General features: G+C 75.2%; 8 protein-coding genes. 5 read left to right on the forward strand and 3 right to left on the reverse strand.

Annotated features, from left to right (window positions below; translation table 11 throughout):
* Positions 1 to 27: 27 nt before the first annotated feature.
* Positions 28 to 2,493 carry a phosphoketolase family protein gene (locus FHX74_RS13150; RefSeq protein WP_182560638.1) on the reverse strand — a complete coding sequence of 822 codons (2,466 nt, stop codon included), beginning with the start codon at positions 2,491 to 2,493 and terminating at the stop codon, positions 28 to 30.
* Positions 2,494 to 2,833: 340 nt separating this feature from the next.
* Here FHX74_RS13150 and FHX74_RS13155 point away from each other — a divergent pair, with 340 nt between their 5' ends.
* Positions 2,834 to 3,418 (forward strand): hypothetical protein, encoded by a 585-nt coding sequence (locus FHX74_RS13155; RefSeq protein WP_182560639.1) that lies wholly within the window; start codon positions 2,834 to 2,836, stop codon positions 3,416 to 3,418.
* Positions 3,419 to 3,528: 110 nt separating this feature from the next.
* Here the strand turns inward: FHX74_RS13155 and FHX74_RS13160 are convergent, their stop codons facing one another.
* Entirely contained in the window at positions 3,529 to 3,936 is a 408-nt protein-coding gene (locus FHX74_RS13160) for a DUF3618 domain-containing protein (RefSeq protein WP_182560640.1), read from the reverse strand.
* On the reverse strand, positions 3,933 to 5,444 hold the full coding sequence (locus tag FHX74_RS20385) for a YhjD/YihY/BrkB family envelope integrity protein (protein ID WP_182560641.1): 1,512 nt from the start codon (positions 5,442 to 5,444) through the stop codon (positions 3,933 to 3,935). Before FHX74_RS20385 ends, FHX74_RS13160 begins: the two co-directional genes overlap by 4 nt.
* A gap of 430 nt (positions 5,445 to 5,874) precedes the next feature.
* Here FHX74_RS20385 and FHX74_RS13170 point away from each other — a divergent pair, with 430 nt between their 5' ends.
* The 4 genes from FHX74_RS13170 to FHX74_RS13185 all read left to right on the forward strand — a co-directional run bounded on the left by FHX74_RS13170 (position 5,875) and on the right by FHX74_RS13185 (position 11,739).
* Positions 5,875 to 6,894, forward strand: a complete 1,020-nt coding sequence (locus FHX74_RS13170) for a 3-oxoacyl-ACP synthase III (RefSeq protein ID WP_182560642.1) — start codon at positions 5,875 to 5,877, stop codon at positions 6,892 to 6,894.
* On the forward strand, positions 6,891 to 9,563 hold the full coding sequence (locus FHX74_RS13175) for an alpha/beta fold hydrolase (protein WP_182560643.1): 2,673 nt from the start codon (positions 6,891 to 6,893) through the stop codon (positions 9,561 to 9,563). Before FHX74_RS13170 ends, FHX74_RS13175 begins: the two co-directional genes overlap by 4 nt.
* Positions 9,564 to 9,673: 110 nt before the next feature.
* On the forward strand, positions 9,674 to 10,660 hold the full coding sequence (locus tag FHX74_RS13180; RefSeq protein WP_182560644.1) for an NAD-dependent epimerase/dehydratase family protein: 987 nt from the start codon (positions 9,674 to 9,676) through the stop codon (positions 10,658 to 10,660).
* Positions 10,657 to 11,739 (forward strand): spore photoproduct lyase family protein, encoded by a 1,083-nt coding sequence (locus FHX74_RS13185; RefSeq protein WP_182560645.1) that lies wholly within the window; start codon positions 10,657 to 10,659, stop codon positions 11,737 to 11,739. The genes FHX74_RS13180 and FHX74_RS13185 overlap by 4 nt, the downstream gene beginning before the upstream one ends.
* Positions 11,740 to 11,765: the final 26 nt, after the last annotated feature.

Here is an 11,765-nt window from a genome sequence, read left to right on the forward strand (position 1 = left end):
GCCGAGGACGGCGGACGACCGGCGAGTTCAGCCGGGCCAGTTCCAGTCGACCACCTCGGGCAGGTCGACGCCGTGCTCGCGGGTCCAGGTGCGGGCCCGGATCCGGGTGTCGAGCATCTCCTGGCGCAGGCCGGCCGCCCGGGTGCCGAGCCCGGGCACCCGGTCGATCACGTCGACCACCAGGTGGTAGCGGTCGAGGTCGTTGAGCATCACCATGTCGAACGGCGTGGTGGTGGTGCCGCGCTCCTTGTAGCCGCGGACGTGCAGCTGGGCGTGGTTGGGCCGCCGGTAGGTGAGCCGGTGCACCAGCCACGGGTAGCCGTGGAAGGCGAAGATCACCGGCGCCTCCTCGGTGAACAGCGTGGTGAACTCGCGGTCGGAGAGCCCGTGCGGGTGCTCGCTCTCGGGCAGCAGCCGCATCAGGTCGACGACGTTGACCACCCGGACCCGCAGCTCGGGCAGCCGTTCGCGGAGGATCGAGGCGGCCGCCAGCACCTCCAGGGTCGGGATCTCCCCCGCGCAGCCGAGCACGACGTCGGGGGTGGTCCCGATCTCGTCCCGGTTGCCGGCCCAGTCCCAGATCCCGGCCCCGCGGGCGCAGTGCAGCGCCGCCTCCTGGGCGTCCAGCCAGTCCTGCTGCGGCTGCTTGCCGGCCACCACCACGTTGACGTAGTGCCGCGACCGCAGGCAGTGGTCGTAGGTGGAGAGCAGGGTGTTCGCGTCCGGCGGCAGGTAGACCCGGACGATCTCCGGGTTCTTGTTCATCACCACGTCGAGGAACCCCGGATCCTGGTGGGTGAACCCGTTGTGGTCCTGGCGCCAGACGTGCGAGCTGAGCAGGTAGTTGAGGCTGGCGATCGGACGCCGCCAGGGCACCTCGGCGCTCGCCTGGAGCCACTTGGCGTGCTGGTTGAACATCGAGTCGACGATGTGGATGAACGCCTCGTAGCAGGTGAACAGCCCGTGCCGACCGGACAAGAGGTAGCCCTCGAGCAGGCCCTGGCACATGTGCTCGCTGAGCACCTCGACCACCCGGCCGCGGGCGCCGAGCTTCTCGTCGAACTCGCCGATCTCGGCCTGCCAGTCGCGGTCGGTGACCTCGAGGATGTCCTGCAGCCGGTTGCTGGCCAGCTCGTCGGGCGCGAAGGTGAGGAAGCTCTCCGGGTTGAGCCGGACCACCTCCTTGAGCCAGCCGCCGAGCACCCGGGTGGCCTCGTGCACGGTGGCGCCCGGCCGGTCGACCGGCACGCAGAACTCGCGCCAGTCGGGCAGCCGCAGGTCGCGGAGCAACACCCCGCCGTTGGCCACCGGGTTCGCGCTCATCCGGCGCTCGCCGGTCGGCGGCAGCGCGAGCAGCTCGGGCACCGGGGTGCCGTGCTCGTCGAACAGCTCCTCCGGCCGGTACGACTTCAGCCACGCCTCGAGCACGCTGCGGTGGGTGGCGTCGGTGCGGGCCGCGGGCAGCGGCACCTGGTGGGCCCGGAAGGTGCCCTCGACCTGCTGGCCGTCGACCACCGGCGGGCACGTCCAGCCCTTCGGGGTGCGGAGGATGATCATCGGCCAGCGCGGCCGCTCGGCGGCGGCGTCCTGGTCGCCGCGGGCCGCGGCCTGGATCGCGGCGATGGCGTCCAGGCACTCGGTCATCGTGGCGGCGAGCTGCTGGTGGACCGCGGCCGGGTCGTCGCCCTCGACCACGTGCGGCTGGTAGCCGTAGCCGACCAGCAGCGCCTCGAGCTCGTCGGCGGGGATCCGGGCCAGGATGGTCGGGTTGGCGATCTTGTAGCTGTTGAGCGCGAGGATCGGCAGCACCGCACCGTCGCGGCCGGCGTTGAGGAACTTGTTGGCGTGCCAGCTGCCGGCCAGCGGGCCGGTCTCGGCCTCGCCGTCGCCGACCACGCAGAAGGCCACCGTCTCCGGGCGGTCGAGCACCGCGCCGAACGCGTGCAGCAGCGAGTAGCCCAGCTCACCGCCCTCGTGGAAACTGCCCGGCGTCTCCGGCGCGCAGTGGCTCGGGACCCCACCGGGGTAGGAGAACTGCGCGAAGAAGGCGGCCATCCCCTCGGCGTCGCGCGGGGTGTGGCTGTAGAGCTCGGAGTAGGTCCCCTCGAGCCAGGCGCAGGCGTTCGGGCCGGGGCCGCCGTGCCCGGGCCCGGCCACGAAGACCGCGTCGAGGTCGCGCTCGACGATCAGCCGGTTGGCGTGCGCGTAGACCAGGTTGAGCCCCGGCACGGTGCCGAAGTGGCCGAGCAGCCGTGGCTTCACGTCCTCGGCCTCGAGCGGGGTCCGGAGCAGCGGGTTGGACCGCAGGTAGATCTGGCCGACCGCGAGGTAGTTCGCGGCGCGCCACCAGGCGTCCACCCGCTCCAGCGCCTCGCGGTCGAGCGGGCCGTCGACGTCACCGAGTCGGTAGGGCTGCGGCGCGACGGTCTCACCGCCCTGCCCGCCCTCGTTGTCGGCGGCGGTGTCGCCGCCCATGCTGGCCAGCTGGGTCATGGTTCTCCTTCGGTCGGACGTGCGGTCGAACGGACGGACGTGGCCCCGGACGAGCCCCAACGAATCACAGGCAGGTGTCGGTTCCGTGACCGGTCCCCGACCGGACGCGGTCGGGGCGCCGGTCGCACCGCCCCGCACGACGCCGCGGAACCGGTCGCTACAGTGGAAGCGCGCTCGAGAAACGGGCCCGCGACGGCTGCGGTCGACACCCACCGCACCACCTGTTCCCGCACGGCCGTCATCCAACACCGCACCACCGGTCGCCGTCGCGACCGGCGCCCGACCGTCGTCCCCGGCGGGTCCCGGGCGCCCGGTGCGGCCCTGTCCCGGGAGGACACACATGCCCGAACGCAACACCCTGGTCCGATCGCTCCACGACGTCGGTCTGGCCGCCTGGTTCGGCGGCGGCCTGATGGGCGCCGTCGGTCTCAACGGCGGCACCGCCGAGGCGCACGACTCGACCGAGCGGCTCCGGCTCTCCTCGGTCGGCTGGGCCAAGTGGACGCCGTGGCAGATCGCCGCGGTCGCCGCGCACACCGTGGGCGGCATCGGCCTGCTGGTGGCCAACCGCAAGCGGGTCCGCAGCCAGCGCGGGGCCGGCACGGTCACCGTGGTCAAGCTGGTGCTGACCGCGGCCGCCGCCGCGGTCACCGCCTACTCCGGCGTGCTGGGGGCCGAGGTCGCCCGGCACCAGGAGGAGGGCGGCGAGGGCGCCACCGAGCCGCACGCCGACGCCCCCGAGGCGCTGCAGGCCTCGCAGCGCCAGCTCAAGGCGCTGCAGTGGGCCATCCCGGCGCTGACCGGCACCTGCCTGGTGCTCGGTGCCGTCGAGGGTGAGCAGCAGCGGGGTCCGGCCGGTCTGCTCGACCTGGACAAGCGCGAGGTCGTCCGCGCGCTGCGCCGGGCCACCACCTCGGCCGGCTGAGCCGACCGTTCCGACCAGCACGGCGCCGTCGCGGGCTTCCGCGGCGGCGCCGTGTCACGTCCGGACGGTGATCATGGTCGCGTCGTCGACCGCACCGTCGCAAGGTCCGGTCAGGGACGGCGGCGCCCGACCCGCGGCCGCTGGCGCCGACGGCCCACGACCCGGACCACGACAAGCACCAGCGGCACGAGCACCGCCACCGCGGCGAGGGCGAGCCGCGCCGGGCGCGGCAGCCGCTCCACCGGGGCTGTGACCGGTGCGGTCCGGGTGCGGACGAACTCCTCGGCGTGCCGGGCCTGCGCACGGACGTTCTCGCGGGCCCGGTCGGCCGCCGCTCCCGCCTGGGCCTTGACGTCGGTCCTGGCCGCCAGCTGCTCGACCGTCTCGGCGATCCGCTCGCGGGTCTGGTCGAGGTCCTGCTCGAGCTGCTGCTTCGTGGCGTCGGCCGACAGGTCGGACGTCTCGGTGCCGGTCTCGCTCGCCGGGTCGGCGTCCGGCCGTTCGGTGGGCTGGCTCATCGGTGTGCGCTCTCCTTGATCGTCTCGACGTCCTGCTTGACGTGGGCGATGGCCCGTTCGGGCACCGGCGGGGCCGCCTCGCTCACCCGCTTCTTCCCCACCAGGGCAGCGATCCCGGCGACGACGAAGATCACCACCGTGACGATCAGCGCCGCCAGCCAGGCCGGCAGCACCAGCGCGAGCGCGAGGATCGCGGTGGCGATCAACGCGCCGAGCCCGAACAGGGCGAGCACACCGGCCGCGCCGAGCGCGCCCACGCCGACCCCGAGGCCCTTGGCCCGTTCGATCACCTCGAGCTTGGCCAGCTGGATCTCGCCGCGGACCAGCCGGCTCGAGTCCTCCGACAGCTGCCGGACCAGATCGGCCACGCTGGGCTCGCCGCCGGTCCTCGTGCTCGTCTCGTCGCGGTGCTGCGTCATGGCCTGCTCCCTGTTCCGGTCGGTGCTGGTGTCGTGCTGCCCGGTGTCGTGGTCTTCGGTCTCGTGCTGTCCGGTGTCCTGCTCTTCGGTGGTGTCGTGCCCGGTGCCGTCCCGCTGCCCGACGTCGGGCACCGAGTCGGCCTTGACGGCGTCGCGCTCCCCCAGCGGTTCGGCCGGGCCGCGGGTCGTGTCCTTGATCGTCTGCTGCTCGGACTCGGCGTTGATCTCGGCGCCGAGCAGGATCGCGTAGGCGGTGATCCACAGCCAGAACAGCAGCACCACCACGCTGGCCAGCGCGCCGTACTTGGTGTAGCTGCCGTGCGCCGCATAGAGCGAGAACCCGATCGAGGCGACCAGCCAGAGCAGCGTGGCCACCCCGGCCCCGACCGACACCCAGCGCAGCTTCGGCGCGTCCCGGTCGGGCGCGAACCGGTAGAGCACGGCCAGCGCGACGGTGATCACCACGACCAGCAGGACGTAGCGGGCAGCCTGCAGGGCCACCCGGACCAGGGTGTCGTCGACGATCCGCAGCACCAGCGGGAGGGCGGCGATGAGCGCCAGCACCACCACCATCAGCACGATCCCGCCGACCGTGAGCAGCAGCGCCAGCCCACGCTTGACCAGGAACGAGCGCTTTTCCTCCTCGTCGTAGGCCAGGCTGATCGCGGTCATCAGGTTGTTCATCCCGCCCGAGGCGCTCCACAGCGCCAGCAGCACCGAGACGACCGCGCCGATGCCGGCCCCGGTGCCGTTCGAGGCGAGGCTGGTCAGCTGGTCGGTCAGCACGCTGCGGACGTCGCCCGGCAGCGCCGTCCCGAGGCTGTTCACCTGGGTGGCGATCTGCGCGGGGTCGGCCACCAGCCCGTAGATGAAGACCACCGCGGTCAGCGCGGGGACGATGGACAGGAACGTGTAGAACGCGACGCCGGCGGCCAGCAGCGGCACGTTGTCCGCCTTGGCCTCGGCCCAGCCGCGCTTGACGATCTGCAGCCAGCCGCGGGCGGGGACCTGCTGGGGTCGGTCGGCGTCGCCGCCGGGGACGTCCGCGGCGGCCTCCGCCGTGGAACGGGTGGGGGTGGACGTCGGCATCGCTGCCTCCTTCCCTCCGCCGGGGCGGCGGAGCGCCGCGCGACCGTCCGTCGCGCGCACCGGGGCCTACCGGGACCCGTCCGGCGCGCTGAGGCGCGACGGCAGGCCGGGAACCGGGAGGCGGGGTGCGGACGGTGGTCTCGCGGACGGGTGATCACCGCGTCCCGGGGGCGAGGCCGACCGGGGCGGTCTACGGGGTGACCCGAGGGCTCGTGCTGAACCTGCCGCCGAGTATGCCGTACCGGTGCGCTCCGGCCCGGTGCCGCCCCGGGTCGCCGGGGACCACCCCGAGCCGGGTCGCACCGCACCCCGGACCGACCCCGACAGCTGAGTCACGACCCGGCTGGCCGCCCGCCCGCATTGCCCGAGGCCCTACGGTGGAGGCTGCACCCAGCACCAGGCAGGTCGCAGCGCGGCCCGAGAGGACGAGATGACCAGCGCCACCTTCCGGCTCCGGAACACCGCCGTGCTGTCCATCAGCGCCGTCGAGGCACCTCTCGTGCTGACCTCCGCCGAGATCGACGACCGGCTGGCGCCGACGTACCGGCGGACCCGGCTGCGGCCTGGTCTGCTGCAGAAGCTGGCCGGGGTGCACGAGCGGCGCTGGTGGCCGACCGACGTCTCGTTCGCCGACGCGGCCGCGATGGCCGGCGCCAAGGCGCTGGCCGAGGCCGGGGTGCACGCCGACCAGGTCGGGATCTTGATCAACACCTCGGTGTCGCGCTCGCACCTCGAACCGTCGACCGCGGTCGCGATCCACCACCAGCTCGGACTCCGCCCGCACGCCATCAGCTTCGACGTGGTCAACGCCTGCCTCGGCTTCCTGACCGCCATCCACCTGGCCGGGACCATGATCGACTCCGGGCAGCTGCAGTACGCGCTGATCGTGGCCGGCGAGGGCTCGCGGCAGACCCAGGAACGCACCCTCGAACGGCTGGCCGGCGACGACGCGACCGCGGCGGACATCCGCGAGCACTTCGCCACCCTGACGCTGGGCTCGGGAGCGGCGGCGATCGTGCTGGGCCCGGCCGACGACCGGCCCGAGGGCCACCGGGTGGTCGGTGGCGTCACCAAGGCGGCCACCGAGCACCACGACCTGTGCGTCGGCGACCTGCAGCAGATGCGGACCGACATCCGCGCCCTGTCCAAGGCCGGGGTGGCGCTCGCCGTCGGGCTGTGGGAGGACGCCAAGCCCGAGTTCTCCTGGGCCGACGCGTCGCGGTTCGTCGCCCACCAGACGTCGGTCGCACACGTCCGCGAGGTCGCCCGCGGGATCGGGGTCGACCGCGACCGCTTCCCGCTGAGCCTGCCCAGCTTCGGCAACATGGGACCGGTGTCGGTCCCCTTCACCCTGGCCCGGGAGGCCGACGCCCTGCACTCGGGCGACCAGGTGGTGCTGCTGGGCATCGGCTCGGGGCTGAACGCCAGCTTCGTCGAACTCACCTGGTGACCCGCCCCGCCCCCGGCCTGCCCGCCGAGGTGCGGCGCTGGAGCCGGTTCGTCCGCACCGAGGACGGACGCCGGTGGCACCTGCTCGACACGCACCCCGACGCCGGGCACCCGGACACGCCGACGCTGGTCTGCGTCCACGGCAACCCGACCTGGAGCTATCTGTGGCGGCGGGTGCTGGCCGCAGCCCCGGACGGGTGGCGGGTGGTCGCGGTCGACCAGCTCGGGATGGGCTACTCCGACCGGACCGCGCCGCGGACCCTCGGTCGGCGGATCGACGACCTCGACCGCGTGCTCGCCGCCGTCGGCGTCACTGGTCCGGTCGCGCTCGCGGTGCACGACTGGGGCGGTCCGGTCGGCCTCGGCTGGGCCAGCCGGCTCGCCGACCGCGGCGAGGCCGACCGGCTGCTCGGGCTCGTGATCACCAACACCGCAGTCCACCAGCCCGACCGGCCGGCACCGGGCTTGATCCGGCTGGCCTGGTCCTCGGCGCTGCTCGGGCTGGTCACCCGCACCACCCCGGTCTTCGTCCGCGGGGCGACGGCGCTGTCCCGGCCCGGCCCGTTCTCGTCGGGTCTGCCCCGCGAGGTGCGCCGTGGCCTCGCCGCGCCCTACCGCAGCGCCGCGCGCCGGAGCGCGGTCACCGACTTCGTCGCCGACATCCCGCTCGAGCCCGACCACCCGAGCCGGCCGGTCCTCGACGCGGTCGCCGACGGGCTGACCCGGCTCGACGTGCCCGCGCTGCTGCTGTGGGGGGCCCGCGACCCGGTGTTCACCGCCTACCACCTGGCGGACCTCCGTCGCCGGCTCCCGCAGGCCGAGCTGCACCGCTACCCGGACGCCTCGCACCTGGTCGTCGAGGACGTCCCCGACCTGGCCGAGCAGGTCTGGCGGTGGCTCCGCCGGGTCACCGGCCCCGGCTCGCTCGCAGCCACCGACGACGACCGGCGGCCCGCCGATCCCCCCGGATCACCACATCGCCCACCACACCGCCCGCCGCACCGCCCGCCGCTTTACACCCTGCCGGTCCGCACCGGAGCCGTCCCCGCCGGCGGACGCACGGACCGTCCAGGAGGGGACGACGCGCTGGTGGTGGTGCACCCGCGCGGCGGCCGGACGACGCTGGGCACCGACGCGCTCGCCGACCGGGTCGACCGGCTGGCCACCGGACTGCGCGCCGCCGGGGTGGGCCCGGGCGCCCGGGTCGCGCTGCTGGTGCCCGCCGGGGTCGACCTCGCCACCGCGGTCTTCGGCTGCTGGCGGGTCGGCGCCACCGTCGTGGTCACCGACGCCAACCTCGGGGCCGGCGCGCTCTCCGCGGCGCTGCGGTCGGCTGCCCCGGACGCCGTGCTCGGCACCCGGTCCACGCTGCTTGCCGCCCGCGCGCTCCGGGTCCCCGGCCGTCGGCTCCGCCTGGACCGGCTGCTCGACCGGCCGGCCGCGACGGAAGCGCTCGACCCCGGCGTCGACGGGCGGGCGGACGCACCGCTGGCCGAGGCCGCCGTGCTCTTCACCTCCGGCGCCACCGGTGCCCCCAAGGGCGTCGTCTACAGCGAGTCGCGGCTGCAGGCCCAGCTCGACGCGGTCGCCGGCCTGCTCGCCCCACCCGGGGACGACGGGAGACCGCAGGACCGGCTGGTGGCCGCGTTCGCCCCGTTCCTGCTCTACGGCCCCGCGCTCGGGCTGCCGGTGGTGGTCCCGGCGATGGACCCGACCCGGCCGTCCACCCTGACCGCCACCGCGCTGGCCGACGCCGTCGCCGCGGTCGGGGCCACCGTCCTCTTCGCCTCGCCGGCGGCGCTGACCACCGTCGTCGACACCGCCGACCGGCTCGACCCCGGACGTCGCGCCGCCCTGGCCGGCCTCCGCCGGGTGTTCAGCGCCGGCGCCCCGGTCGGCGCCGCGCTGCTCCACCGCGTCCACGCACTGCTGCCCGACGCCGAGCTGCACGCGCCCTACGGGATGACCGAGATGCTCCCGGTCACCGACGTCACCGCCGAGGAGATCTGGGCCGCCGGGCCCGGGCGCGGGGTGCTGGTCGGCCGCCCGCAGCCCAGGGTCCGGGTGCGGATCGCCCCGCTCGGCCCCGACGGCCGACCGGCGGCGGGAGCAGACCTGACCGAGGCCGACCTGACCGGCGAACCGGAAGTGACCGGCGAGATCGTGGTCAGCGGGCCGCACCGCAAGAGCCGCTACGACCGGCTGTGGGTGGTGGAGTCGGCCACCGCGCAGCCGCCCGGCTGGCACCGCACCGGCGACGTCGGCCACCTCGACGCCGACGGCCGGCTCTGGGTCGAGGGCCGGCTGGCCCACGTGATCACCACCGCCGACGGGCCGGTCACCCCGGTCGGGCTCGAGCAGGCCCTCGAGCGGCTCGACGGCGTGGCGCAGGCGGCGGTGGTCGGGGTCGGGCCGGCCGGCACCCAGCAGCTGGTCGCGGTGGTCCGCGTCACCGACGACCCGCCCCGGCGCGGCGTGCTCGCGCCGCCCGCGCTCGCCACGGCGGTCCGCGGGGCCGCCCGTGCGGCGGGTCCGAGCGTCCCCGCGGCCGTGCTGGTCGTCGACCGGCTGCCGCTCGACGTCCGGCACCGGGCCAAGATCGACCGGGCGGCGGTGGCCCGCTGGGCCGACCGGGTGCTGGCCGGCGGTTCCGCCCGGCTCGACTGGTAGCCCGCCCGACCCGGCGGCCGACGGTGTCAGACCCCGTCCGGCCGGGTATTCGGTCCGGGGCCGACCGCAGCGACAGGATCTGGACAGGACGACAGGACGAGGGCGCGACGATGAGGGTGCTGGTGACCGGGGCGAGCGGTCTGCTCGGTGGCGGCGTCGCCCGCGCCCTCCGTGACCGGGGCGACCGGGTCACCGTCCTCCAGCGGCGGCCGAGCGGGATCACCGGGGTGAGCGAGGTGCGCGGCAGCGTCACCGACCCGGCGGCGGTCGGGTCGGCGGTGGCCGGGCAGGACGCGGTCGTCCACCTGGCGGCGAAGGTCGACGTGGTCGGCGCGTGGGACGACTTCGTGGCGACCAACGTCGCCGGGACCTCGCTGGTGGTCGGGGCGGCCCGGGCCGCGGGCGTCCGTCGGCTGGTGCACGTCTCCTCGCCCTCGGTCGCGCACGCCGGCCGGTCGCTGGTCGGGGTCGGGGCGACCCCCGCCGACCCGGACCACGTCCGCGGCGGCTACGCCCGCTCCAAGGCGCTCGCCGAGCAGGTCGCGCTGGCCGCCGACTCCGCGGCGCTGGCCGTCACCGCCGTCCGGCCGCACCTGGTCTGGGGCCCGGGCGACGAGCAGCTGATCGCCCGGATCGTGCTGCGGGCCCGGACCGGCCGGCTGCCGGTGATCGGCACCGGGGCGGCGCTGGTCGACACCACCGTGCTCGAGAACGCGGTCGACGCGCTCGTCCGCGCCCTCGACGTCACCGCGCCCGACGGCGTCCACGGCCTGGCCCTGGTGGTCAGCAACGGCGAGCCCCGCCCGATCGCCGAGCTGATCGCCGCGATCTGCGCCGCGCACGGCGTGCCGGCACCCACCCGCCGGGTGCCGGTCCCGCCGGCCCGGCTGGCCGGGTCGCTGGTCGAACGCGGGTGGGCGCTGCGGCACCGTGCGGGCGGCTCGGACGACCACGGCCAGCCGCCGCTGACCCGGTTCCTGGTCGAGCAGCTCAGCACCGCGCACTGGTTCGACCAGCGCGAGACCCGCCGGCTGCTCGGGTGGACGCCGCGGGTCGGGCTCGACGAGGGCTTCCGCCGGCTCGCGGCCGCGTCGTGAGCGACCACCGGCCGCGGCACTGGTCGCCGCGCCGGGTGCTGGTCACCCGGTCCGCGGCCGAGCAGCCGCACGCCACCGAGATCCTCCGACGCTGCGAGGCGGCCGGGGTGCCGGAGATCGTGCTGCTGCCCGGTGACCGGCTGACCGGGCTCCGCGGCGACACCGACCGGGAGACCTACGCCCGGGCCAAGTCGACGCTGGCCGTCGTGGTCGCGCCGCCGAGCGCCCGCCGACCGCAGCCGATCCCGCCCAGCGCGGACTGGCGGATCGACCTGGCCCGGGGCTGCCCGGCTCACTGCCAGTACTGCTACCTGGCCGGTTCGCTGACCGGGCCGCCGGTCACCCGGGCCTACGCCAACCTCGACGAGGTGCTCGGCGAGATCCCGGCGAAGCTGGGTCAGGGCACGGTGACCAGCGCCAGCCCGACCCGGGCTCATGAGGGCACCACCTTCGAGCTGTCCTGCTACACCGACCCGCTGGGGATCGAGCCGCTCACCGGGTCGCTGGCCACGGCCGTCGCCCGGGCCGGGTCGGGCGCCTGGGGCAACGACGTGCAGCTGCGGTTCACGACCAAGTACGACGACGTCAGCGACCTGGTCGGCCTCGACCACGGCGGCCGCACCCGGGCCCGGTTCAGCGTCAACGCGGCCCCGGTGGCCGAGCGCTTCGACGGCGGCACCGCCCCGGTCGCCGGGCGGCTGGCCGCGCTCCGGCGGCTCGCGCTGGCCGGCTACCCGGTCGGTCTGACCATCGCCCCGGTGATGCCGGTGCCCGACTGGCAGCAGGCGTACGGGGCGCTGCTCGACGACGTCGGTGCCGCGGTGGAGGGCGTCCCCGGGCTCGACCTGACCGCCGAGATCATCACCCACCGGTTCACCCCCGGCAGCCGCGACGTGCTGCTGTCCTGGTACCCGCGGACCAAGCTCGAGATGGAGGCCCGTGACCGGACCGCGAAGCGGTCGAAGTTCGGCGGGATCAAGTACGTCTACCCGCGCGAGGTGATGGCCGGGCTCCGCGGCTGGTTCACCGCCGAGCTCGCCGCCCGGTTCCCGGAGGTCCCGCTGCTCTACTGGACCTGAGCGCCCGGTCAGGCGACCGTGTCGGG

It is taken from the genome of Microlunatus kandeliicorticis (assembly GCF_014137855.1).
Classification (GTDB): domain Bacteria; phylum Actinomycetota; class Actinomycetes; order Propionibacteriales; family Propionibacteriaceae; genus Microlunatus; species Microlunatus kandeliicorticis.